This is a genomic window from Nocardia pneumoniae NBRC 100136 (assembly GCF_000308755.1).
GTDB lineage: Bacteria > Actinomycetota > Actinomycetes > Mycobacteriales > Mycobacteriaceae > Nocardia > Nocardia pneumoniae.
On sequence record NZ_BAGF01000035.1, the window covers coordinates 79,010 to 103,660 of the forward strand.

The window sequence follows — 24,651 nt, forward strand, 5'->3', positions numbered from 1 at the left end:
GAGACCTCCCTGACAGTGCGCTGGAGCGCCGCGAAGGCAGCGCCTTCGCGATCGAACGGGCTGGCGCCGCGCGTACGGTTGCTTGTGCGGTTTGCGTACTTCCCGGCCGGGTAACACCCTGCCCGTGACCGAGCCGGGCAACCCAGGCTGTGAATGAGCTTGCACAGTCATGCATAATCATCACATGGTTGATTCCTCGGGCGGACCCGTCATCCGGGTCGCGGTAGCCGGTGCCAGTGGGTACGCGGGCGGTGAAGTGTTGCGTCTGCTGCTGGGTCATCCGGCCTACCGAACCGGGCGCCTCGTCATCGGGGCGCTGACCGCGGGCTCGAACGCCGGAACCGCGCTCGGGGAGCTGCAGCCGCATCTGCTGCCGCTGGCCGATCGGGTGCTGGCGCCGACAACGGTCGCCGAACTGGCCGGGCACGATGTGGTCTTCCTCGGGCTGCCCCATGGGCAGTCGGCCGCCATCGCCGCCGAGCTGCCCGAGTCCACGGTGGTCATCGACTGCGGCGCCGACTTCCGGCTCACCGACCCGAAGGCATGGGAGAAATACTACGGCAGCCCGCACGCGGGCAGCTGGCCCTACGGTCTGCCCGAACTGCCCGGCGGCCGGGACAAGCTGCGCGGCGCGACGCGTATCGCGGTTCCGGGGTGCTACCCGACCGTCGCCAGCCTCGCGTTGGCTCCCGCGGTCGCCGCGGGCATCGTGGAGCCCGCAGTGCACGTGGTCGCGGTGAGCGGCACGTCGGGGGCGGGCCGCAAGCTGGACGTGGCGTTGCTCGGCTCCGAGGTGATGGGCTCGGCGCGGGCTTACGGCATCGCGGGCGCGCACCGGCACACACCGGAGATCGCGCAGAATTTGGCGGCGGCGGGCGGTACGGACGTCGCGGTGTCGTTCACCCCGGTGCTCGCCCCGATGCCCCGCGGAATCCTCGCCACCTGCACCGCGCCGATCAGGGTGGACGCCGCCCAGGCGCGCGCCGTCTACGAAAAAGCTTACGCCGACGAGCCTTTCGTGCATCTGCTGCCGGAAGGCGTACTCCCGCAGACCGGTTCGGTGCTGGGTTCCAACGCCGTCACCCTGCAGGTGGCCGTGGACGCCGACGCCGGGCTGCTCGTGGTGATCGGCGCGATCGACAACTTGACCAAGGGCACCGCGGGCGCGGCGGTGCAATCGATGAACCTGGCACTCGGATTCGACGAGACCGAAGGACTTTCCACCGTAGGAGTGGCACCGTGACGACAACCGATACCGCTAGCGGCAAGCTGGTCCGGACCCAGGGCGTGACCGCCCCGCTCGGCTTCCGCGCGGCGGGCATCGCCGCGGGCATCAAGGCCAGTGGCAAGCCGGATCTCGCGCTGGTGTTCAACGAAGGCCCGGAATACCCGGCCGCGGGCGTGTTCACCCGCAACAAGGTGAAGGCGGCGCCGGTGCTGTGGTCGCAGCAGGTGCTGACCGGCAAGCGGCTGCGCGCGGTGATCCTCAATTCCGGCGGCGCCAACGCCTGCACCGGCCCGGGCGGATTCCAGGACACGCACAAGACCGCCGAGGAACTCGCGGCCGCGCTGAGCAACTGGGGCACCGAGACCGGCGCGGGCGAGATCGCGGTCTGCTCGACCGGGCTGATCGGCGACCGGCTCCCGATGGACAAGCTGATCCCCGCCGTCACGGAGATCGTCCACGAGATGGGCGGCGGCCTGTCCGGCGGCTCGGACGCCGCCTGGGCCATCATGACCACCGACACGGTGCCCAAGGAGGCGGCGTTCCACCACCGCGACAAGTGGAACGTCGGCGGCATGGCCAAGGGCGCAGGCATGCTGGCCCCGTCGCTGGCGACCATGCTGGTGGTGCTCACCACCGACGCCGCGGTCACCGCCGACCAGCTCGACCACGCCCTGCGCAACGCCACCGCGCGCACCTTCGACCGGCTCGACGTCGACGGCTCCTGCTCCACCAACGACACCGTCCTGCTGCTCGCCAACGGCGCCAGCGAGGTGACCCCGAGCCAGGAGGAACTCGACGCGGCCGTGCTCGCGGTCTGCGACGACCTGGCCGCCCAGCTGATGGCCGACGCCGAGGGCGTCACCAAGCGGGTGCTGGTCACCGTCACCGGAGCGGCGACCGAGGACGAGGCGGTGGCCGCGGCCCGCACCGTGGCCCGCGACAGCCTGGTCAAGACGGCGCTGTTCGGCTCCGACCCGAACTGGGGCCGAGTGCTGGCCGCGGTGGGCATGGCGCCGGTGACACTCGACCCGAACCGGATCTCGGTGTCGTTCAACGGAAAACCGGTGTGCGTGGACGGCGTCGGCGCGCCGGGGGCCCGCGAGGTGGACCTGTCCGGCGCCGACATCGAGGTGCTGATCGACCTGAAGGTCGGCTCGGCGACCGCGACCATCCGCACCACCGACCTTTCGCACGGTTACGTCGAAGAGAACTCGGCCTACAGCTCATGAGTCAGGTGTTGCACACGCTGTCCGCGCTGGACAAAGCGCACGTTCTGGCCGATGCCCTGCCGTGGTTGCAGAAGTTCCGGGACAAGATCGTCGTCGTCAAATACGGCGGCAACGCCATGATCGACGACAACCTCAAGCAGGCCTTCGCCGCCGACATGGCCTTCCTGCGCACGGTCGGCGTGCACCCGGTGGTGGTGCACGGCGGCGGCCCGCAGATCAGCGCGATGCTGAAGAAGCTGGGTCTGCACGGCGAATTCCGCGGCGGCTTCCGGGTGACCACGCCCGAGGTGATGGACGTGGTGCGGATGGTGCTGTTCGGTCAGGTCGGCCGCGAGCTGGTCGGCCTGATCAACGCGCACGGCCCGTACGCGGTCGGTACCTCCGGTGAGGACGCCGGGCTGTTCACCGCGACCCGCCGCACCGTCGAGGTGGACGGCGAGCCGACCGACATCGGCCTGGTCGGCGACGTCACCGAGGTGAACCCGGACGCCGTGCTCGACCTCATCGGCGCAGGCCGCATCCCGGTCGTGTCGACCATCGCGCCGGACGCCGACGGCGTGGTGCACAACATCAACGCCGACACCGCCGCCGCCGCGCTCGCCGAGGGCATCGGTGCCGAGAAACTGGTGGTCCTCACCGACGTCGAGGGCCTGTACACGAACTGGCCGGATCGGTCGTCGCTCACCACGCACATCGACACGGACGCGCTGGCCGAGTTGCTCCCCGGGCTCGATGCGGGCATGGTGCCCAAGATGGAAGCCTGCCTGCGCGCCGTGCGAGCGGGAGTGCCGTCCGCGCATGTGATCGACGGACGGGTCCCGCACGCGGTGCTGCTGGAACTGTTCACCGGAGAAGGAATCGGAACGATGGTGACGCCCACCCCCGAAGGGCCGGGCTCGCTGGACGGAACGAAACAATGAGCACAGCTGAACTGCAGAAGCGGTGGTCTGCCGCGCTGATGAACAACTACGGCACGCCCCAGGTCGCGCTGGTGCGCGGAGCGGGCGCCGTGGTCTACGACGCGGACGGCAAACGCTACGTCGACTTCCTCGGCGGCATCGCGGTCAACAGCCTCGGCCACGCGCACCCGGCGATCCTGGAGGCGGTCACCCAGCAGCTCGGCACGCTGGGGCACGTCTCGAATCTGTACGCCAGCGAGCCGGTCGTCGAGCTGGCCGAACGGTTGCTCGCGCACTTCGGCGACGGCGAGGGCAGGGCGTTCTTCTGCAACTCCGGCACCGAGGCGGTCGAGGCGGCGTTCAAGATCGCGCGGTTGACCGGGCGGCACAAGATCGTCGCCTGCGAGGAGGCCTTCCACGGCCGCACCATGGGCGCGCTCGCGCTCACCGGCCAGCCGTCCAAGCGGACGCCGTTCGAGCCGATGCCACCCGGCGTCGTGCACGTGCCCTACGGTGACGCCGCGGCGCTGGACGCCGTGGTCGACGAGGACACCGCCGCGGTGTTCCTGGAGCCGATCATGGGGGAGAGCGGCGTGGTGGTACCGCCGTTCGACTACTTGGCCAAGGCGCGCGAGATCACCGCGCGCAACGGCGCGCTGCTGGTGCTCGACGAGGTGCAGACCGGCATCGGCCGCACCGGCACGTTCTACGCACACCAAGCCGTCGGCATCGTGCCGGACGTGATCACCCTGGCCAAGGGCCTCGGCGGCGGATTGCCCATCGGCGCGGTGCTGGCCAACGGACGCGCGGCCGAGTTGCTGACGCCCGGCCTGCACGGCACCACCTTCGGCGGCAATCCGGTGTGCGCCGCGGCGGCGCTCGCGGTGCTGCGCACGATCGATGAAACCGACTTGCTCTCGCATGTGGAATCGGTCGGCAAGCGGCTCAGCGACGGTATCGAGCTGCTGCAGCATCCGCTGGTCGACCAGGTGCGCGGCGCGGGTCTGCTGCTGGGCATCGTGCTCACCGACAACGTGTCGGCGCTGGTCGAGGCGCGGGCGCGGGCGGCGGGCTATCTCGTCAACCCGGCCAAGCCGAACGTGATCCGCCTCGCGCCGCCGCTGGTGCTCACCGAGACGCAGGCGGACAACTTCGTCGCCGATCTGCCGGAGATCCTCGACGACGCCCTTGCCGACGCGAAAGGGGCTGCGGCACAATGACATCCGTGCGGCACTTCCTGCGCGACGACGACGTCAGCCCGGCCGAGCAAGCCGAGATCCTCGCGCTCGCGGCCGAACTCAAGAAGGAGCCGTTCGCGCGGCAACCGCTGGCCGGCCCCCGCGGCGTCGGCGTGATCTTCGAGAAGAACTCCACCCGCACCAGGTTCTCCTTCGAGATGGGCATCGCCCAGCTCGGCGGGCACGCGGTGGTCGTCGACGGCCGCGACACCCAGCTGGGCCGGGAGGAGACGCTCGGCGACACCGGCCGGGTCCTCTCCCGCTACGTGGACGCGATCGTGTGGCGCACCTTCGAGCAGTCCCGGCTCGACGAGATGGCCGCCACCGCGACGGTTCCGGTGGTCAACGCGCTGTCCAACGAGTTCCATCCGTGTCAGGTGCTGGCGGATCTGCAGACGCTGGCCGAGCACAAGGGCGATCTGACCGGGCGCGAGCTCGCCTACTTCGGCGACGGCGGCAACAACATGGCGCACTCGCTGCTGCTCGGCGGCGTCACGGCGGGCCTGAACGTGACCATCGCCGCACCGGCCGGATTCGAGCCGCTGCCCTGGATCGTGGAGGCCGCGCGCAAGCGGGCCGCCGAAACCGGAGCCACCATCACGCTGACCGGCGACCCGGTCGCCGCCGCGTGGGGCGCCGACGCGCTGGTCACCGACACCTGGACCTCCATGGGACAGGAGAACGACGGCCGGGACCGGGTCGGCCCGTTCCGGCCGTTCCAGCTCAACGCCGACCTGCTGGCACACGCCAAGCCGGACGCCGTCGTGCTGCACTGCCTTCCCGCGCATCGCGGCGAAGAGGTCACCGACGAGGTGCTGGACGGACCGCGCAGCGTCGTCTGGGACGAGGCGGAGAACCGGCTGCACGCACAGAAGGCGCTGCTGGTCTGGTTGCTGGAGCGACGATACGGGGGCGGGAGATGAGCGAAGGCGGGCGAAGCGCCGGGAGTGTTCGCGCACATCGCGTCGAGCGGGACGGCGTCAGCGAGCGCCGACGCCTGCGCCGAGAAGGCGCTGTCGTGAGCGAGCGTCGGGCAGTGCGCCAAGGGCACAGCGGACGCACGACGAACCCGCTTGCCGGGGAGGCGCTGTCGTGAGCGTCTCGCAGTCGGAATCAGGCAGGACCGGTCCGGCGATCGCACGCACCCGCGCCGGGCGGCAGTCGCGCATCGTCGAGCTGCTGTCCGCGCACGCGGTGCGCAGCCAGACCGAACTGGCGGCGCTGCTCGCGGCCGAAGGCATCGAGACCACCCAGGCGACGTTGTCCCGGGACCTGGACGAACTGGGCGCGGTGAAGCTGCGCGCCGCCGACGGCGGGGCGGGCGTCTACGTGGTGCCCGAGGACGGCAGCCCGGTCCGCGGCGTCACCGGCGGCACCGACCGGTTGTCCAAGCTGCTCGGCGACCTCCTGGTCTCCACCGACGCCAGCGGCAACATCGCGGTGCTGCGGACGCCGCCCGGCGCCGCGCACTTCCTGGCCAGCGCGCTCGATCGCGCCGCCCTGCCCTACATCGTCGGCACCATCGCGGGCGACGACACCATCGCCGTCATCGCGCGCGAGCCGCTGACCGGCGCGGAGGTCGCCGCGAAGATCGAAGAACTCGCGTGAGCGCTCCGCGCTTGTCCGGCCGCGCCGGGTCTATGGGCCGTCGCGTTCACGCGAGGGATATCGGCCCCGTCGGTTGATGTCCGCCGCTTCGGCCCTGGCTGAGGCCCTTGGGAATCCCGCTTGCGAGCGCGGAGGGCGCTGGCTGTGCGAGGGTGTATGCGTGCCTGTTGTCCCAGCGTAGGGACGACACCACCCGGTTGTGAATGAGCTTGCATCATCATGCATAATCATTTGCAGGACGGTGCGGGCCGCTGTGGCGGGAAGCCGGTCCGTACTACACAGACGAGCACCGAAACATCGAGGAGCACACAGACATGTCCGAGCGCGTCGTACTCGCCTACTCCGGTGGGCTGGATACCTCCGTCGCGATCAGCTGGATCGGCAAGGAGACCGGCGCCGAGGTGGTGGCCGTCGCCATCGACCTGGGCCAGGGTGGCGAGGACATGAACGTGGTGCGCCAGCGCGCGCTGGACTGCGGCGCCGTCGAGGCGATCGTGATCGACGCCCGCGACGAGTTCGCCGACGAGTACTGCCTGCCCACCATCCAGGCCAACGCGCTGTACATGGGCCAGTACCCGCTGGTGTCCGCCATCAGCCGCCCGCTCATCGTCAAGCACCTGGTCGAGGCCGCCAAGTTCCACGGTGCGAGCACGGTCGCGCACGGCTGCACCGGCAAGGGCAACGACCAGGTCCGCTTCGAGGTCGGCATCGGCGCGCTCGCGCCCGACCTGAACGTGATCGCCCCGGTCCGCGACTACGCGTGGACCAGGGAGAAGGCCATCGCGTTCGCCGAGGAGAACGCGCTGCCGATCAACGTCACCAAGAAGTCGCCGTTCTCCATCGACCAGAACGTCTGGGGCCGCGCGGTGGAGACCGGCTTCCTCGAGGACCTGTGGAACGCCCCGACCAAGGACGTCTACGACTACACCTCCGACCCGACCGTCCACTTCGAGGCGCCGGACGAGCTGATCATCAGCTTCGAGCGCGGCGTTCCGGTGGCCATCGACGGCCGCCAGGTCAGCGTGCTGGAGGCGATCGTCGAGCTCAACCACCGCGCGGGCCGCCAGGGCGTGGGCCGGTTGGACATGGTCGAGGACCGCCTGGTCGGCATCAAGAGCCGCGAGATCTACGAGGCGCCCGGCGCGATCGCGCTGATCACCGCGCACCAGGCGCTGGAGAACGTCACCATCGAACGCGAACTGGGCCGCTACAAGCGGCAGGTCGAGCAGCGCTGGGGCGAGCTGGCCTACGACGGTCTGTGGTTCTCCCCGCTCAAGCGGGCGCTGGACGCTTTCATCGGCGACACCCAGCAGCACGTCTCCGGCGACATCCGGATGGTCCTGCACGGCGGCTCCGCGGTGGTCAACGGCCGCCGCTCCGAGCAGTCGCTCTACGACTTCAACCTGGCCACCTACGACGAGGGCGACACCTTCGACCAGTCGCTGGCCAAGGGCTTCGTGCAGATCCACGGTCTGTCCTCCAAGGTCGCCGCCCGCCGCGACCTGAACCAGAAGTAATCCGGCGTGAGCACGAATCAAGGTGCGCTCTGGGGCGGGCGCTTCGCGTCCGGACCGGCCGAGGCGATGGCCGCGCTGAGCAAGTCGACGCACTTCGACTGGGCGTTGGCCCCCTACGACATCCGCGCGTCGAAGGCGCATGCGCGAGTGCTGCACAAGGCGGGCCTGCTGTCCGACACCGACCTCTCGGGCATGCTGGCCGGACTGGATCGGCTTGCGGCGGACGTGGATTCGGGCGCGTTCGGCCCCGCCGAGTCGGACGAGGACGTGCACGGTGCGCTGGAACGCGGCCTGATCGAGCGGGTCGGCGCCGAACTCGGCGGCAGGCTACGCGCAGGACGATCGCGCAACGACCAGGTGGCCACCCTGTTCCGGATGTGGTTGCGCGATGCCGTGCGCCGGGTCGCCGCCGGTGTGCTCGCGGTGGTGGACGCGCTGGTGGAGCAGGCCGCCGCGCACCCGGACGCGGTGATGCCGGGTAAGACCCACCTGCAGGCCGCCCAGCCGGTGCTGCTGGCCCACCATCTGCTCGCGCACGCCCATCCGCTGCTGCGCGATCTCGATCGGCTGCGCGATTTCGACAAGCGTGCGGCCGTGTCGCCGTATGGTTCCGGCGCGCTGGCCGGTTCCTCGCTCGGACTCGACCCGGAGGCGATCGCCGCGGAACTGCACTTCGACGCGGCCGCCGCCAACTCGATCGACGCCACCTCGGCGCGGGATTTCGCCGCCGAGGCCGCGTTCGTGCTGGCCATGATCGGCGTCGACCTGAGCCGCATGGCCGAAGAGGTGATCATCTGGAGCACACCGGAATTCGGCTACGTCACGCTCGCCGACGCGTGGTCGACCGGGTCCTCGATCATGCCGCAGAAGAAGAATCCGGACGTCTCCGAGCTCACCCGAGGCAAGGCGGGCAGGCTGATCGGCAACCTCACCGGACTGCTGGCCACCCTCAAAGCGCAACCGCTCGCCTACAACCGTGACCTTCAAGAGGACAAGGAACCCCTGTTCGACTCGGTCGCGCAACTCGAGCTGCTGCTGCCTGCCATCGCGGGCTTGGTGTCGACGCTGACCTTCCACACCGACCGCATGGCCGACCTGGCACCGGCGGGATTCACGCTGGCAACCGACATCGCCGAATGGCTGGTCCGCCAAGGCGTTCCCTTCCGCGTCGCGCACGAGGCGGCGGGCGCGTGCGTGCGCGCCGCCGAATCCCGCGGCGTCGGTCTCGACGACCTCACCGACGAGGAATTCGCCGCCATCGACCCGGCGCTGACCGGAAAGGTGCGCGAGGTCCTCACCGTGCAGGGCTCCATCGCGTCACGCAACGCGCGGGGCGGAACGGCCGGTGTGCAGGTCGCGGCGCAGCTCGATGAGGTGCGTCAAGCGGCGTCCGCTGCCCGCGCCTGGCTGGGCTGAGCCAGGGGACCCCGTCATCCCGCCATGAGCTCTCCGCCGAGAAGTTCGGGCACCGCGCGAGACGGTGATATTCGGCCGGTGCTCAACTGCCGCTGGTTTCTCGGCCGAGTCTGCCCTACCCGGCATCGACCCCGTGCACGTCTATCTGTCCTGCAGCCGCAGCTCGAGGAGGTCCGCCCGGCGGGGTCCGGCACGGAAGCCCGGCTGGGCTGACCGCGTGCTCGGCGCGGCTCGGTTCGTCGTGCAACCGTCCGCGGAGATGTTCGATTGCGGCGAGTTGGTCTACGCGACGATGGTGATGTCGGCCCCGCTGAACAGCAGGTCGCTGGGACGCTGGGCCCCCGCGTCCGGCACGAGCTCGGCCCCCGGCGCCACCTCGTGTAGCTGCCGGAGGAATACTTCGACGGCCAGCGTGGCCATACTTTTGCCCGGACAGACATGCCTGCCGAATCCGAAGGTCAACGGCAGCTTGCCGGTTCCGTGCAGGTCCAGGCAGCCCGGGAACGCCTCCGGATCGCGGTTGGCGGCGGCGAACAGCACCAGCACTCCTCCTGCGGGCAGCCGGGTGCCGCTGGCCAGCACGACCGGCGTCCTGGCTCGGCGTTTCCACGCGACCAGGCCGGGATCGAGCTGGAGGATCTTCGCGGCCACCCGGGCGCAGCCTGCCGGGTCGTCGAGCAGATTCCACCACGTCCGCGCCGGGTCGTCTAGCAACCGCTGCAGGCCTTGCTGGATGCTGCCGCTTACTGTGTGCACCCCGGCGGCGAGCGAATTCGCCATGGCCGACACCGCGATCCGATGGGAGAGCCCGGCGTCGCGGAGCCTGCGCGCGAAACCGATCGCCTCGCTGCCGCGACCCGCTCGCACGGCTTTGCCGCTCACGGTGAACAACCAGCCGAGCGCGCCCACCGCGTCGGCCAGTTCGCGTCCGCGCATCGCGCGACCCAGCAGACCCGATTGCGCGCCGCTCCACGCGGCTACGTGCGGCCAGTCCGATGCGGGCAGGCCGACGGCCGCGCCCACCGTCCGCGCGGCGTACGCGATCGACAACGCCGTGATGTCGAGCGGCGATCCGGATCGATGGCCCGTTTCGCGCAGCGCGTCGTGAAAATGCTCGGCCATGTCCGCGGCCCGGCGCGGCCGGTCCGCGGCGGAAATCGTGAAGTGTCCGGACGGACCGGCCATGGTGTTCCACACCCGCTTGTGCAGCCGGTCGTCGGTCAGGTTGGCCGTCGCCTTGGCGGGTGGCGGAACCAGATGCCGCACGAAATGCGGGATCGCTCGCGGCGTCGTCGCGATGCGCGGGTAACCCACCAGGGGGTCCAGCGAATTCGCGTTGGAGATGCCGGGTGTCGTCGCGTCCAGTACCTCGCGCACGTCGGCGTACTTCCAGATCATGTGTAGCCCGGAGGGGTGCCGATAGGTCGGCTCCGGCCATTCGTGCAGTCGGCGATATCGTTCGTCGCGTTCGGCGTACGACATCTCATTGCAGGTCAGCTTGTCGAACGGAAATTCCGTCGCCGCGACGATCGGCTCGAGCACGACGTGATCGTAGGGATGCGCGGCGAAGAATGCCGACCGGTCTTTCTCGAGGGTGGGAAGCGTCGGTCGGGTCGACTTCGCGATCGAACCGGCCCGCGGCCCGCGCCCCTGGCTACGCTGCGGCAATGACCTTGCTGCTGCTTGCCTTTGCCATCGCCTCCGAGGTGACCGCGACTGTCTCACTGAAGCTTTCCGACGGATTCAGCAAGCTCATTCCGTCGATCGTTGTCGTCGTCGGGTACTGCGGGGCGTTCTACTTCCTGGCCCGGGCATTGAAACGCGGCATGCCGATCGGGGTGGCCTACGGCATCTGGTCGGCGGTCGGCGTCGCCGCGATCGCCGTGATCGGCGTGCTGTTCCTGGACGAACGGCTCAGCCTGGTGCAGGTCGGCGGCATCGCGCTGGTGATCCTCGGCGTGCTGGCGCTGGAACTCGGTGGCGCGCACTGATACCGCTGCCTGCGGTCGGCGCGTGACCGATCTCGCCGGATCGTGATCATGTTCCGCCACAATGTCCGCGCGCGCCGATCGTGAGCCATCGTGCCGACCGTCAATCCTCCACTCGGACAAGGTATCTCGCATTGGACAGTGCCGTGAGCACATCCTCGCGATGGGTGGGCCCCCGGGTCTCCAGGGTCAGCGACACCTCGACCTCGTCCACCGCCAGCCAGGTGCCGGTCCGTGAGTGCGCGACATCGACGACGCTCGCGCCCGTCTTCCCGATGACGGCGAGCAGCGCGCCGAGCGCGCCGGGACGATCGGAAATCGTCACCCGCACAGCCAGATAGCGGCCCGCCGCGCTCAGACCGTGGCCGATCACACGGGTCAGCAGCAGTGGGTCGATATTGCCTCCGGACAAGATCGCGCAGACCGGACCGCGCAGCTCGAGTTCCTCCGGCGCACGACTCATCAGCGCGGCGACCGCCGCCGCGCCCGCGGGTTCCACGACCAGCTTCGCGCGTTCCAAGCACAGCAGCAGCGCCTGCGACAGCGCTTCCTCGTCCACCGTTACGATCGCCGGAACATGCTCGGCCACATGGGCGAACGGCACCGCGCCGGGCTGCCCGACCGCGATGCCGTCGGCCATCGTCGACATGCGATCGACCCGGACCGGACGGCCCGCCGCCAGCGAATCCGGCCAGGCGGCCGCCTCCGCGGCCTGGACGCCGATCACCCGCACCCCAGGCGCCAAGTGCTGACACGCGACCGCGACACCCGCCAAGAGCCCACCCCCGCCGGTCGGCACCAGCACCGTGCCGACCTCGGGGAGTTGCTCCAGGATCTCCACACCGACGGTCGCCTGTCCGGCGACGATATCGGGATGGTCGAAGGGGTGGATGAGCGTCGCCCCGGTGCGGTCGGCGAAATCCAGCGCGGCGTCCAGTGACTCGTCGATGGTCTCGCCGACTTGGCGCACCTGCGCTCCGTACGCCTTGGTCGCCATGAGTTTCGGCAGCGACGCGCCGATCGGCATGAAGACCGTCGACTCGATGCCGAGCGAAGCCGCCGACCACGCGACACCTTGCGCATGATTCCCCGCGCTCGCGGCGACGACCCCGCGCGACCGCGCCTCCTCCGGCAGATTCGCGATGCGGTGGTAGGCGCCGCGAGGCTTGAACGACCCGGTTCGCTGGAGGTTCTCGCACTTCAGCCACACCTCGGCGCCCGCACGCTCGGACAACACCCGCGACGCCACCAGCGGCGTCCGGCGGATCACCGGAGCGAGCAGCCGCGCCGCCGCCTCGATCCGCGCCATCTCGACCAACTCCATGCCGCCATGCTGCCACTGTGCCTATCCGGCAGACGACGGTCAGACGGTCGAGCGACCGCAGCCACCAATGCGACCGGTCGGTACTGTGAGATTTTCCTGACCGTCACATGAGTGTCCGGGAACGCAACACGATTCCCCTAGCGTGTTGCCATGCCCCCGAGACGACGTTCGGCGCTGCTCGCGAGGTTGGTCGTCGACGAGCCAGGCCGCCCGCAGATCATCCTCGGCGAACTGCGCCGCGTGATCCTCGACGGAGCGGTGCCGCCCCGCACTCTCATCCCGCTGCGCGGGGTGGCGGAGTTGTTCGGGGTGAGCCACATTCCGGTGCGTGAGGCGCTGAAGACGCTGATCGGGGAGGGGCTGGTCACGCACGAACCGCACGCCGGATACGCGGTGGCTCAGCTGACCGCCGCCGAGCTGCGCGAGATGTACGTCGTGCGGGAGACGCTGGAGACCGCGTCGCTGGCCGCCGCGGCGCTGAATCACTCCGCCGCGGATCGCGCCGAGTTGCTGAACGTGAACGCGAGTCTGGAACAGGCGATCCGTGACGACGATCCGGCCGCCTACCATCGCAGGTCGCGCACGTTCCACGTCGCGTTGACCCGGCCCTCGCGCATGTTCCGGCTGCTGCACATGCTCGAGTCGGCGTGGAACGTCACCGAGCCGGTGCAGTCGATGGTGCATATCGGCCGGGCCGATCGGGTCCGTCTGCACACCGACCACGCCCTGATGCTCGACGCGTTTCTCGCCAGGGACGTCGATCGGCTGCTGCTCGTCGCCGAACAGCACCATCGCCGGCTGGAGGCCGTGATCGCGACGCTGCCCACCGACACGGGGTTGCTTGCTCCGGAAGATATATCTGCTGCGCAATAGCCGGGCAATAACCGCGCAACCACCGGGCAATAGCCGATTCCTACCGTCGTTTCGATCGCAGTTTCACCCTTCGGATGGGAAACACCATGACCGAAACCATCGCCCCGGTAGCACCGGCCGCCCCGACACCTACCGATTACGATCCGCGGCTCACCAACGAAGACCTGGCGCCGCTGCGCGACCAGGGCTGGGGCACGTACAACATCTTCGCGTTCTGGATGTCGGACGTGCACAGCGTGGGTGGTTACGTCACCGCGGGCAGCCTGTTCGCGCTCGGGCTCGCCAGCTGGCAGGTGCTCGCGGCGCTGCTGATCGGCATCACCCTGGTGTACTTCTTCTGCAACCTCGTCGCCAAGCCGAGCCAGGTGACCGGCGTGCCGTATCCGGTCATCTGCCGCAGCGCGTTCGGTGTGCTGGGCGCCAATATCCCGGCCATCATCCGCGGTTTGATCGCGGTGGCCTGGTATGGCATTCAGACCTTCTTGGCTTCGGCGGCGCTGGATGTGATTCTGGTGAAGCTCTTTCCGTCGCTCGTGCCTTACGCGGTGGCCGACGACTACGGGTTCCTCGGTCTCTCGTTGCTCGGCTGGGGCAGTTACCTGACGCTGTGGGTAGTGCAGGCCTGCGTGTTCTGGCGTGGCATGGAGTCCATCCGTCGATTCATCGACTTCTGCGGGCCCGCGGTGTACGTGGTGATGTTCCTGCTGTGCGGCTACCTGATCGCGAAGGCGGGCTGGGGCGCCATCGACCTGAAACTCGGCGCGGTGCGGTACACCGGATGGGATTCGGTGCCGGTCATGCTCGGCGCCATCGCGCTCGTGGTGTCCTATTTCTCCGGTCCGATGCTGAACTTCGGCGACTTCTCCCGATACGGAAAGTCGTTCACGGTGGTGCGGCGGGGCAACCTGCTCGGCCTCCCGGTGAACTTCCTGCTGTTCTCGCTGCTGGTGGTGATCACCGCTTCGCTGACCGTGCCGGTCTATGGCGAGCTGATCACCGACCCGGTCGCCACGGTGGCGCGGATCGACAGCACCTTCGCGATCGTGCTCGGCGCGCTGACCTTCACTGTCGCCACCATCGGCATCAACATCGTCGCGAACTTCATCTCGCCCGCCTTCGACTTCTCGCACGTGAGCCCGCAGCGGATCAGCTGGCGCGCAGGCGGCATGATCGCCGCGGTCGGCTCGGTGCTGATCACGCCGTGGAACCTGTACAACAACCCGGACGTCATCCACTACACCCTCGAGGTACTGGGCGCCTTCATCGGCCCGCTGTTCGGTGTGCTCATCGCCGACTACTACCTGGTGCGCAAACAGCACGTGGTGGTGGACGACCTGTTCACCATGTCCAGTAGTGGAACCTATTGGTACCGCCGGGGGTACAACCCCGCCGCGGTCATCGCGACCGCGATCGGCGCGCTGGTCGCCGTGATCCCGGTGCTGGCCAAGGATCTCACCGGGATGTACACCGCGGCGCAGTACAGCTGGTTCATCGGCTGCGGTCTCGGTTTTCTGGTCTACTTCGCGCTGGCCACCCGTACACGGTTGGCGGTGCGGGGAAGCGCGGACTGATGCGCATCCGGGTGGTCAATCCGAACACCACCAGGTCGATGACCACCACGATCGAGCAGTGCGCCAGGGTCGTCGCAGGCCCTGGCGTGCTGCTCGACGCGGTGACCTCGGAGATGGGACCCGCGTCCATCGAAAGTCACTACGACGAAGCGCTGAGCGTCCCCGGCCTGCTCGCCGCGATCCGGCGCGGGGAAGCCGACGGCGTCGACGGCTATGTGCTGGCCTGCTTCGGCGATCCCGGTCTCGACGCCGCCCGCGAGCTGGCCGCGGGACCGGTGGTCGGGATCGCCGAGGCCGCCATGCGCACGGCGAGCTACCTCGGTCGGGGATTCAGCGTGGTCACCACGCTGCACCGGACTATCGGCCGGGCCACCGATCTGGCGGACCGCTATGGGATGCGGCGGTTCTGTCGCGGCATTCACGCCTGTGAGATTCCGGTCCTGGCGCTCGGCGCCGATCCGGACGCGCGCAAGATCGTCACGGAGGTGTGCCGGGAGGCGGTCGAGGCGGACGGGTCGGACGCGATCGTCCTCGGCTGCGCGGGCATGGCCGACCTCTGTGCGCAGGTAGGCGCCGAGGTGGGCGTGCCGGTGGTGGACGGCGTGGCGGCGGCGACGTTGACCGTACAGTCGCTGCTCACGCTCGGTCTGCGGAAATCGGGCAGGGGAGAGTTCGCCGCGCCGCCGCCCAAGCCGTACACCGGGTCCCTGCGGTCCTTCGGCGCCTGAACGCGGTCAGGCGGCCGCGGCGGTGGCGAGCCTGTGCAACTCGGTGTCCGGCTCGGCGACGTCGATGATCAGCCGGGTAACCTCGGCGCCCGCCAGGTCGATACGAATGGCGTGGCCGTCGAACCGTGTGTCCCAGAATTCCTTGCGTCCCTTGCCGCGGAACGTGCCCGCCGCGATCACGCCTGGAAAGAACGTGCCGGGTGTGCGCACCCACGGTGGGCGGCGGTCGACACCGGCCAGACCGAGCGCGGTGATATCGGACAAATCGAAGGTCAGCCGTTCGCGCAGCGCGAGCAGTTGATGCGCACCGAGCACGTGAACCGTAACCGTCGTTCCCGTGACCTCGATCTCGACCATCGCGCACCTCATTCCACCGAGAACTCGTACAACATCAGGATGAAGAACGGTCCTGGCCAAAGCCTGTGCCGTTCCTATGATTTCTCTCAGTTTCGGGACATGGTGTTACAGGGATATGCGCATCTATCCATGTTTCGCCGATAGGCATGGAACAAAGTGGTGAAGCAGCCAGGAGGAGGGGCGGTCTTACCCCCGGCGGACGGATGTGCGTCGTGGAATGGGCTCGAGGCGGCCGGTTGATCGCTCCGTGCGCGGTGGCGCGCGGTCGATACGCCGTGGCCGCCTCGAACCGACGATCAGCGCACTCACGTTCCCGTGACGTGCGCGTGGGCGGCGATATCGAGGACTCCGGCCAGCCACGGCGTGTAGGCCTCCGGATTGTCGGCCAAGGCGTCTCGGAGCGCGTCCAACCGGATCCACGCGTAGTCGGCGACCTCGGCGGGGTCCGGCCGGGGTGTGCCGACAGCCAGCCGGCCGATCAGCACGTGATCCCACTCGGACTCGACGCGGCCGGTGCGCCGGTCCGCGGCGTGATAGCGGTAGATTCCGGCCTCGGTCAGGGCGGTCGTCAACCCCATTTCCTGGGACAGCCGGAGCGCCGCCGCGGCGGCGACCGGCTCACCGGGGGCGGGGTGGCCGCAGCAGGTGTTGGCCCAGAGCGAGGGGAACCTGGTCTTCACCGCCGCGCGCCGCTGCAACAGCACCCGGTCCGCCGCGTCGAACAGCAGCACGGAGAACGCGCGATGCAGAAGTCCGGGAGCCATATGGGCTTCGGCGACCGAACACGCGCCGACCGCGCGCCCCGCGTCGTCGACCAGTTCGACGGGCAGGGCCTCGCGGTCGGTGATCGGCTGGGCGAGGGTGTCGGTCACCTGCTCACCTTATCGGCGGCGATCAGCAGGTAGTGGAAGCTGCCCTCGCGATAGGCGGTCAGGAACGGCTTCTCCACACCCGTCGCGAGCTCGGATTTCGTGCGCAACTCCCAGTACGGGATGGTCGCCGCCGTGAGGTCGGTCACGGCGATGGGCACCAAGTGATTCTCGGCCAAAGCGCGGAAGTACTCGCCGCGCGGATGGATCATGCAGCCGTAGTGCGCGTCGATCCAGCTGACCGAGGACGAGCGTCCTCCGGTCACGTCATTGGAGCAGCCGGTGATGCACACGTAGCGTCCACCCGGCTCCAGCAGCCGGGAGAACTCGCGGAACAGATCGAACAGGTCCACGTACATCGTCGTCTCGTTGGTCCAGATGCCGCGCATGGAACCGGCCTCGAATCCGGTGTCCAGCATGTTGCGGAAGTGGAACCGCACCTTGTCCGCGACGCCGCGGTGGGCGGCCTGTTCGTTGGCGAAGCCGACCTGGTATTCGGAGATGGTCACCCCGTCGACCTGGCAGCCGAAGCGCTGATTGGCCATGAAACTGGTGCCGCCGCGGCCGGAACCGCCGTCCAGCAGCCGGTCGCCGGGGCGGACGTCACCGAGGTGGTCGAGCAGGAAGTCCGCCTGCGCGGTTTCCAGCCGGTGCAGCTCGGTGACGATGCGTTCCTCGCGGGTGTCCTCCGGTCCGGTCAGCACGGACAGGTCGGGCTCGCCGATGCCGTAGTGGTGGTGATAGAGGCCGTCGACCTCGCCGAGTCTGGTGTTGACCCGGTCGTCGTTCGGATTGTTGTTCCAGTACGCGGCGACGGACCTCTGGTAACTGGTACGCAGAACGGCCCCGGTCTCCGGGTTGAGCATGGTCATGCGCGATCATCCTCTCTCGGTGCTGGTACTGCCTCAGTGCGGGTCGCGATAGCGCTTGCTGTCGGCGTGCCAGGCGCGGTTGCCGCCCATCCAGGCCCACAGACCGGCGAGGAAGCGGCCCAGCTCCGGCGATCCCGCCGTGGCCAACGGCGCCGCTTCGCGTTCGAATCGGTGCACCAGTTCGTCGTGCACCTCGGCGGTGCGCACGACGGCCTCCCGGCGCGAGCAGCGCTCCTCGGCGGCCAGGACGGTCGGCAGGTTGAATTCCCTGCCACCGGAAAGGTCCTCGCGCGCCATGGAATACAGGTCGTTCACCATCTGGCTGGCGAGCGCGGCCGTGGTGACCACCCGGCGCACCGCGGGATCGGTGTATTCGGCCGCCCCCAGTTCATAGCCGCCGACCACGTCGGTCGGCGCCATACAGGGCAGGAAACTGTGCGGCTGCCGGTTGGTGAGGTACTCCCATACCGGCGGCATTCGTCCCGCCGCCCGCCATCCCGCCTCCGCGCCGAGTGCGATGAACCAGCCCGCGATCTCGGTGCGCAGCCGGGCCAGCTGCGCCGAGCTGGCGTAGCGGGCCAGATGGGCGAAGGAGGTGCGGAACGCGCGCAGGATCGGGTCGGCGTCGAGGGCTGCCTCGAGCTGGGCTTGGTAGCGCGCGGGCAGATGGACCGGATCGATCGCGGCGGCGGCCAACTCGAGACGCGGCCCCAATTCCGCCTCGGCGCTGGATGGCGTGCCGTCCGGCGCGTGGTCGTCGGCGTCCTCCTCGCAGTAGTAGTCGTCCACCGACCATTCCGACACCGCGCATTTCGCCACCGCAAGCAGCCGGTCGGGGTCGTCGCAGTCGGGATGCGCGAGCATGATCAGCCGCCCGAAGTCGGCGTCGCGCAGCGTGTCCAAGCGGCCTTCGTACAGGCCGATATCCCTGGCCCAGTCCACGATTCCGTCGTTGACGGCCGCGGCGAGCGCGGGATCGTCGCGCAGCGGTGGCGGACAGTACAGCGGGGGAATCGGGTCCTGATTATCGCGGTTCGCCTCGGCGATGCCCGGCCCGGTCGGCCCTCGTGGAACACGCCTGGAGTTGCCTGCGGGTTCCGGTTGGTCCCTTCCGGCTGGCGGGACAGATACCCCGCGGTGTCTGTCGAGGAACGCCGACGCTGTACCCAGCCCGGTCGGTCCGGTGGGAATGCGGGGCGGTGCAATCTGTCGCGCGGCCCCGAGAATCGCTTCCGATGTTCTGGCGCTGGGGACTGCTGTGGTCGGCGCGGTGCCCGTAGCGTTGCCCAGCGTATTGCGGGCCGTGGCCGGTGAGATCGCCGCGACGCCGGAGGGTGGCCGCGCAACCGATGGCGGCTCCGCCGAGGGCGGTAACGGCCCCGCTGAGGACGAGCCCGGGGCGCACGAGCCGTCGGCAGCCGCTGCGGTGCGGTCGATCCCGCGCGGCGGAAGCAGCAACGCGGCGCTACCGAGCCCGCGTGGGCCTGGTAATGCGCGTGGCGCGACCTTCGCTCGAGTGGGTAGTATCGAATCACTCTGCGCTACAGCATTTTCCGCGTGTGCTACGGCCGTCGAGCCCACGGCCTGCCGAGCAGCCGCGGACCGGCGCGGATCAATCGCGTCTACATTCTGCTCCCCAGTGGGAAACAGCTCGCGCGGCGCGGTCGCCCGGGTATCGGCGAGCAGCGCGATGACGGTGGCAGCCACCTCGTCGGTCGCCTTGGCCGCCGCGGCGCGGGAGAGCACCGACATGCCCCTCACCCCGGTCAGTCCGCTTGCCGGGCGACCAGGACGTTGTCGAGCACGCCCAGCGCGTCGGGCACCAGCACGGCCGCCGAGTAGTAGCAGCTGACCAGGTAGGAGATGATCGACTGGTCATCGATGCCTTTGAAGCGGACGTTCAGGCTCGGCTCGTACTCGTCCGGGATGCCGGTCTGGTGCAGGCCGATCACGCCCTGGTCCTTCTCGCCGGTGCGCATGGCCAGGATCGACGTGGTCTGGGTGTCGCTCACCGGGATCTTGCCGCACGGGAAGATCGGCACGCCGCGCCATGCGGGCACCCGGTGCCCGTCGATCTCGACCGGATCCGGGTAGAGCCCGCGCTTGCTGCATTCGCGCCCGAAGGCGGCGATCGCCTTCGGATGGGCGAGAAAGAGTTTCGTGCTGCGGCGCATGCTGAGCAGCTCGTCCATGTCGTCCGGGGTCGGCGGGCCGGACTCGGTGTAGATGCGCTGCTTGAGATCGCAGTTGTGCAGCAGGCCGAAATCGGGGTTGTTGACCAGGTCGTGCTCGCGCCGTTCGTAGAGCGCCTCGATGGTAAGCCGCAGCTGTTGCTCCACCTGGTTCATCGGGTCGTTGAACAGATCGGCGACTCGCGTGTGCACCCGCAGCACGCTCTGGGCCAGGCTGAGCTCGTACTCGCGCGGGGAGGCGTCGTAGTCGACGAACGTGCCCGCCAGCAGGGGCTCGCCGGAGTGGCCGGAGGCGACCTCGATGTCGGCCTCGCCCTTGGTGTTCTGCGGGCGGCTGGGCGCTGCGGCGACGCTGGCGAGTTGCTCCCGGAGCGCTGGGGCGCTGTCGAGCAGGTCGGCCAGCGATTGCCGGGGGAGAACCAGCAGGGTCGTCCTGGTGACGGTCTTGACCGTGACCGGCCAGATCGCCGACGGGTCGGTGAGCATGGCGTCGCCGAAGAAATCACCGCCGCCCAGCATGCCGAGCTTGGTCTGCTCGCCGTATTCGCCCGACCCGATCTTGGTCAGTTTGCCGTGCACGATCAGCAGGACCTGATCCATCGGATTTCCGAATTCCGCTATCACAGTGCCCGGTTCGAGATCGCGCTGTTCGAAATGCCGTGCGAGGGAAGCCAACACCGCTTCGTCGTCGAAGTCGCGCAGCGGCGGGAGCTCGCGCAGTTCCTGCGGTATGACCCGCGCGGTCGAGCCCTCGATGACAAATTCCACCTCGCCGTTGCCCACGGTGTGGGTCAGGCGGCGGTTCACGCGGTACACACCACCGCTGACCTGCGTCCATGGCAGCATGCGGGTGAGCCAGCGGGAGCTGATGCCCTGCATCTGCGGTTCGGATTTGGTGGTGTGCGCGAGCAGCCCGGCCGTGCTGGTACTGAGGCTCTTGCGCCCGTTGTTTTCCGTTTGGACCGGCATTTCTATGGTCATGCGTGCGTCCTCACCTCGAGACGGCCACCGAGACAATCGATGGTGACGGGTTTGGGGGTCGATAGTTCAGAGTCGCTGGGTGTTCACAACAAATCGGCAGACACGAGGTCTGCGAAGCTCATCGAACGAAATGACCTACGCGCCAGGGCGTTCCAGACGTGGTCAATGGTAGACCGCGAAACCGCCTGTGCGCAGAGAAATCTCGAAGATGCCTCGGCGGTATTCCGGATGGTCACGACACGCGGTCGATTCCGGTAACGGTGGGTGCCGTCCCGGGCTGGATCTCCGAATCAGTTTGTGATCGCTGTGAATTAGCTGTTTTCGTGGCTCTTGTTTGCCCGGGTCTACCGCTGCCCGTCGGGGCCGGACTACGGGTTCATCACCTTCCGCGGTCCGCTGGCGCTGACGCTTCCCGCCGAGCCGTACCCGCCACGGGCGTCCGGCCTGGAGTCGGCCGCAACGACACGGACGCCACGATGCCCACCATCGGCGGCGTCCACTACGACCTGACCGCCGCGGGCCGCGACCGGGCTCGGAGCGCCGCTGTTGCTCGGCTCGATGTCGTTCCGATCGGCACGCAGACCCTCCGATCCGCGCTGAGCAGGGCGTTGGGCCGGACGCGTTCGCGGGCAAGTACGGGAATGTCATGGCAGGCTGACCGTGCCGCCGGTCATGTGACGTGTCACAGCGGACACATAATGGACATGAGGTGTGGGAAGCTCGTCTGAACACCTCGGGGTGTGTGATGCGGGTCACGTTCCAGCGTAGGGCCAGGAGTGATGGTGAAGTTGAGTGCGAAGGATGTGGTGGGCTCGGTGCAGCGGTTGATGGCGACCGCGCAGAACGGCCTCGAGGTCATCCGCTTCGGCGGACTGACCCACGACGTCGAGGCGTCTCCGTTCGAGGTCGTCGAGCGCAGACGCATGTACCGGTTGCGCCGTTACTTCCCCGAGGACACCACGCCCGGCCGTCCCGTCGCCCTGCTGGTTCCCCCGCTCATGGTGAACGCCGACATCTGGGACGTGAACGCCGAAGGCGGCGCCGTCGGCATCCTGCACAGCGGCGGAGTCGATTGCTGGGTGGTCGATTTCGGCTCACCGGCGAGCGAGGAGGGCGGCTGGCAGCGTGACCTCGCCGACCACGTGCTCGCGATCAGCAGCGCGATCGACACCGTCACCGAGGCCACCGGCAGCGGCGTGCACCTCATGGGCTACTCCCAGGGCGGCATGTTCGCCTACCAGACCGCCGCCTACCGGTACGGCAAAGGCGTGGACAGCATCGTCACCTTCGGCAGCCCGGTCGACATCGTCGCGGGCATCCCGTTCGGGCTGCCCTACGGCATGGTCTCCGACCTCGCCGATTTCCTGGCCGACCACGTGGTCACCCGGCTGCCGATCACCGACTCCATGGTGCGGATCGGCTTCCAGCTGCTCGATCCGGTGAAGACCGCCAAGTCGAGGATCGATTTCCTGCGTCAGCTGCACGACCGGGAGGCCCTGCTGCCGAAGGAGCGTCAGCGCCGGTTCCTCAACAGCGAAGGCTGGGTCGGATACGCGGGCCCGGCCGCGGCGGATCTGCTCAAGCAGTTCGTCGCGCACAACCGGCTGATGCTCGGCGGTTTCGTCATCCGCGATCAGCCGGTCTCGCTGGCCGAGCTGAAATGCCCGATTCTGGCGTTCGTCGGCGAGGTCGACGACATCGGCCAACCGGCCGCGGTGCGCGGCATCGTCCGTGCCGCGCCGAACGCGGAGGTCTACGAGGCGACGCTGGTAGCCGGGCATTTCGGCTTGGTGGCCGGGAGCATGGCCACCAACCACACTTGGCCGCTGGTGCGGGAGTGGGTCCACTGGATGAACGGCGACAAGCCGCTGCCTCCCGAGATCGTGCCGATGGCCGAGCACGTGCCGAACAATCGCCCGCGATCGGCGGCCACCCGGGTGATCCACACCGCCGCGAGCCTGGCGGAAGCGGGCACCGGGGTGGGGAAGGCGCTCGAGGGCATCGCGAACAACACCGTGCGCGGCTCGTTCGAGCTGGCCGGCGAGGCGGCGCGGGCGCTGCCGAGGCTGACCCGCCTCGGCATGATCCAGCCGCACACCAGGATCTCGCTCGGCCGCCTGGTCGCCGAACAGGCGCGGCGCGCTCCGCAGCGGGACCTGTTCCTGTTCGACGACCGGGTGCACACCAACGCCGCGGTCAACACGCGCATCGACAACGTGGTGCGCGGCCTGATCCAGGTCGGTGTGCGTCCCGCGATGCGCGTCGGCGTGGTGATGGAGACCCGGCCCAGCGCACTGGCCGCCGTCGCGGCGCTGTCGCGGCTCGGCGCGGTGGCGGTACTGCTGGCTCCGAGCAGCGAACTGGGTCACGCCATCGAGCTGACCGGCGTGGAAACGCTGATCTCCGATCCGGAGAACCTGCGGCAAGCCGCCGCGACCGGCGCCAGGGTGCTGGTGCTCGGCGGCGGTGCCGCGCGCGAGCTGTCGATCCCCACCAGTGACCGGATGATCGACCTCGAGCAGATCGATCCTGCCCAAGTGCGGCTGCCCGCGTGGTACCGGCCGGATCCCGGTCTGGCCCGGGAGTTGGCGTTCGTGCTCGTCACCGGGACCGGCAACCGGCTGGAGACCAAGTACATCACCAACCATCGCTGGGCGCTGTCGGCGTTCGGCACCGCGACCACGGCGGACCTCAACCGCAGGGATACGGTGTACTGCCTCGCCCCGCTGCATCATTCGTCCGGGCTGCTGGTGAGCCTCGGCGGTGCGGTCGCGGGCGGAAGCCGGATCGCGCTGGCGCGTTCGCTCGATCCGCGGCGCTTCGCGGCGGAGGTGCACCGCTACGGCGTCACCGTGGTCACCTACACCTGGACCATGCTGCGCGACATTCTCGACGCCGATGTCTTCCCGGCCGGTCACCGGCACCCGATCCGGCTGTTCATCGGCTCCGGCATGCCCGCGGGGCTGTGGCGGCGCACCGTCGAGCAGTTCGAGCCCGCCCGCGTGCTGGAGTTCTACGCCTCCATCGAAGGCGACGTGGTGCTGGCCAACGTGACCGGCGCGAAGCGCGGCTGCAAGGGCAGGCCGGTGCCGGGCACCGCCAAGGTGGAACTGGTGGCCTACGACCCGATCACCGAGAGAATTCTCCTCGACGGGTCCGGTTTCGCCCGGCGCTGCGCGGACAACGAGGTCGGGCTGCTGATCGGCAAGGCGTCCGAAGGCGTGGACATCTCCGCGGGCGGCCTGCGCGGGGTGTTCACCGCGGGTGACTCCTGGATGCCGACGGAGAACCTGTTCCGCCGCGACAGCGACGGCGACTACTGGCTGATGGACCGCACCGACACGGTGATCCGCACCCGCCGCGGCCCGGTCTTCGGCCAACCCATCGTCGACGCGCTCAACGACATCACCGCCGTCGACATGGAGGTCGCCTACGGCCTCGACGTCGGCGACCACTGCGTCGCCGTCGCGGCGGTGAGCGTGCGCGAGGGCTTCCGCCTCGAACCCAAGGACATCACCGAGGCGGTGCGCGCACTGGAACCGGACCAGCGTCCCGACCTGGTGTATCTGGTGGACGACATCCCGCGCAGCCCGTCCTACCGCCCCTCGACCCGTGCGGTGCAGGCCGCCGGGCGACCGCGGCCGGGGCCCGGCACCTGGTGGTACAACCGCGCATCGGACGCCTACGAGGTCCTCACCGAGAGCCGGGCGCGCACGCTGTTCGGCGATTGACGAGGCGCTGAGCCCCCCTTGATCGCGCAT

General features: G+C 69.0%; 20 protein-coding genes. 13 read left to right on the forward strand and 7 right to left on the reverse strand.

Annotation, left to right across the window (positions count from 1 at the left end; all coding sequences use genetic code 11):
• The first annotated feature begins 184 nt into the window (after nt 1-184).
• The 8 genes from argC to argH all read left to right on the forward strand — a co-directional run bounded on the left by argC (nt 185) and on the right by argH (nt 9,135).
• Nucleotides 185-1,243 carry an N-acetyl-gamma-glutamyl-phosphate reductase gene (gene argC / locus ON34_RS10225; protein WP_040777488.1) on the forward strand — a complete coding sequence of 353 codons (1,059 nt, stop codon included), beginning with the start codon at nt 185-187 and terminating at the stop codon, nt 1,241-1,243.
• Nucleotides 1,240-2,457, forward strand: a complete 1,218-nt coding sequence (argJ, locus tag ON34_RS10230; RefSeq protein WP_040777491.1) for a bifunctional glutamate N-acetyltransferase/amino-acid acetyltransferase ArgJ — start codon at nt 1,240-1,242, stop codon at nt 2,455-2,457. Before argC ends, argJ begins: the two co-directional genes overlap by 4 nt.
• Nucleotides 2,454-3,377, forward strand: a complete 924-nt coding sequence (gene argB / locus ON34_RS10235; protein ID WP_040777494.1) for an acetylglutamate kinase — start codon at nt 2,454-2,456, stop codon at nt 3,375-3,377. Before argJ ends, argB begins: the two co-directional genes overlap by 4 nt.
• Entirely contained in the window at nt 3,374-4,576 is a 1,203-nt protein-coding gene (locus ON34_RS10240; RefSeq protein WP_040777496.1) for an acetylornithine transaminase, read from the forward strand. The genes argB and ON34_RS10240 overlap by 4 nt, the downstream gene beginning before the upstream one ends.
• Nucleotides 4,573-5,517, forward strand: coding sequence for an ornithine carbamoyltransferase (argF, locus tag ON34_RS10245; RefSeq protein WP_040777499.1), 945 nt, complete (start codon nt 4,573-4,575; stop codon nt 5,515-5,517). Before ON34_RS10240 ends, argF begins: the two co-directional genes overlap by 4 nt.
• A 169-nt stretch (nt 5,518-5,686) precedes the next feature.
• Complete coding sequence (locus tag ON34_RS10250) at nt 5,687-6,202, forward strand: arginine repressor (RefSeq protein WP_051022342.1); 516 nt, start codon at nt 5,687-5,689, stop codon at nt 6,200-6,202.
• A gap of 314 nt (nt 6,203-6,516) precedes the next feature.
• Nucleotides 6,517-7,719, forward strand: coding sequence for an argininosuccinate synthase (locus tag ON34_RS10255; protein ID WP_040777502.1), 1,203 nt, complete (start codon nt 6,517-6,519; stop codon nt 7,717-7,719).
• 6 nt (nt 7,720-7,725) lie between these two features.
• Nucleotides 7,726-9,135 (forward strand): argininosuccinate lyase, encoded by a 1,410-nt coding sequence (gene argH, locus ON34_RS10260; RefSeq protein WP_040777506.1) that lies wholly within the window; start codon nt 7,726-7,728, stop codon nt 9,133-9,135.
• 282 nt (nt 9,136-9,417) lie between these two features.
• Here the strand turns inward: argH and ON34_RS10265 are convergent, their stop codons facing one another.
• Nucleotides 9,418-10,677, reverse strand: a complete 1,260-nt coding sequence (locus ON34_RS10265; RefSeq protein ID WP_157172247.1) for a cytochrome P450 family protein — start codon at nt 10,675-10,677, stop codon at nt 9,418-9,420.
• A gap of 125 nt (nt 10,678-10,802) precedes the next feature.
• On the opposite strand from ON34_RS10265, the gene ON34_RS10270 reads away from it, so the two are divergent.
• Nucleotides 10,803-11,126, forward strand: coding sequence for a DMT family transporter (locus ON34_RS10270; RefSeq protein ID WP_040777512.1), 324 nt, complete (start codon nt 10,803-10,805; stop codon nt 11,124-11,126).
• A 100-nt stretch (nt 11,127-11,226) separates the two neighbouring features.
• Here ON34_RS10270 and ilvA read toward each other — a convergent pair whose 3' ends face one another.
• Nucleotides 11,227-12,447 carry a threonine ammonia-lyase gene (ilvA, locus tag ON34_RS10275; RefSeq protein WP_040777515.1) on the reverse strand — a complete coding sequence of 407 codons (1,221 nt, stop codon included), beginning with the start codon at nt 12,445-12,447 and terminating at the stop codon, nt 11,227-11,229.
• A gap of 150 nt (nt 12,448-12,597) precedes the next feature.
• On the opposite strand from ilvA, the gene ON34_RS10280 reads away from it, so the two are divergent.
• The 3 genes from ON34_RS10280 (at nt 12,598) to ON34_RS10290 (ending at nt 15,619) form a co-directional block, all read left to right on the forward strand.
• Nucleotides 12,598-13,320, forward strand: a complete 723-nt coding sequence (locus ON34_RS10280) for a GntR family transcriptional regulator (protein WP_040777518.1) — start codon at nt 12,598-12,600, stop codon at nt 13,318-13,320.
• 86 nt (nt 13,321-13,406) lie between these two features.
• The gene (locus ON34_RS10285) at nt 13,407-14,891 is read left to right on the forward strand and encodes an NCS1 family nucleobase:cation symporter-1 (RefSeq protein WP_040777606.1); all 1,485 of its coding nucleotides are present in this window, start codon (nt 13,407-13,409) and stop codon (nt 14,889-14,891) included.
• Nucleotides 14,891-15,619: an aspartate/glutamate racemase family protein gene (locus tag ON34_RS10290; protein ID WP_040777521.1), complete on the forward strand. Its 729-nt coding sequence runs from the start codon at nt 14,891-14,893 to the stop codon at nt 15,617-15,619. The genes ON34_RS10285 and ON34_RS10290 overlap by 1 nt, the downstream gene beginning before the upstream one ends.
• A 6-nt stretch (nt 15,620-15,625) precedes the next feature.
• Here ON34_RS10290 and ON34_RS10295 read toward each other — a convergent pair whose 3' ends face one another.
• The 5 genes from ON34_RS10295 to ON34_RS10315 form a co-directional block, all read right to left on the reverse strand.
• Complete coding sequence (locus ON34_RS10295) at nt 15,626-15,976, reverse strand: hypothetical protein (RefSeq protein ID WP_040777525.1); 351 nt, start codon at nt 15,974-15,976, stop codon at nt 15,626-15,628.
• A gap of 305 nt (nt 15,977-16,281) precedes the next feature.
• A complete protein-coding gene (gene idi, locus ON34_RS10300) occupies nt 16,282-16,848 on the reverse strand; it encodes an isopentenyl-diphosphate Delta-isomerase (RefSeq protein WP_051022343.1) in 567 nt (188 codons plus the stop codon).
• Nucleotides 16,845-17,717, reverse strand: a complete 873-nt coding sequence (locus ON34_RS10305; protein ID WP_040777528.1) for a geranyl diphosphate 2-C-methyltransferase — start codon at nt 17,715-17,717, stop codon at nt 16,845-16,847. Before ON34_RS10305 ends, idi begins: the two co-directional genes overlap by 4 nt.
• 33 nt (nt 17,718-17,750) lie before the next feature.
• A complete protein-coding gene (locus ON34_RS38045) occupies nt 17,751-19,469 on the reverse strand; it encodes a family 2 encapsulin nanocompartment cargo protein terpene cyclase (RefSeq protein ID WP_281032441.1) in 1,719 nt (572 codons plus the stop codon).
• A 14-nt stretch (nt 19,470-19,483) separates the two neighbouring features.
• Entirely contained in the window at nt 19,484-20,890 is a 1,407-nt protein-coding gene (locus tag ON34_RS10315; protein ID WP_040777531.1) for a family 2B encapsulin nanocompartment shell protein, read from the reverse strand.
• A 779-nt stretch (nt 20,891-21,669) separates the two neighbouring features.
• On the opposite strand from ON34_RS10315, the gene ON34_RS10320 reads away from it, so the two are divergent.
• Nucleotides 21,670-24,621 (forward strand): AMP-binding protein, encoded by a 2,952-nt coding sequence (locus tag ON34_RS10320; RefSeq protein ID WP_040777534.1) that lies wholly within the window; start codon nt 21,670-21,672, stop codon nt 24,619-24,621.
• Nucleotides 24,622-24,651: the final 30 nt, after the last annotated feature.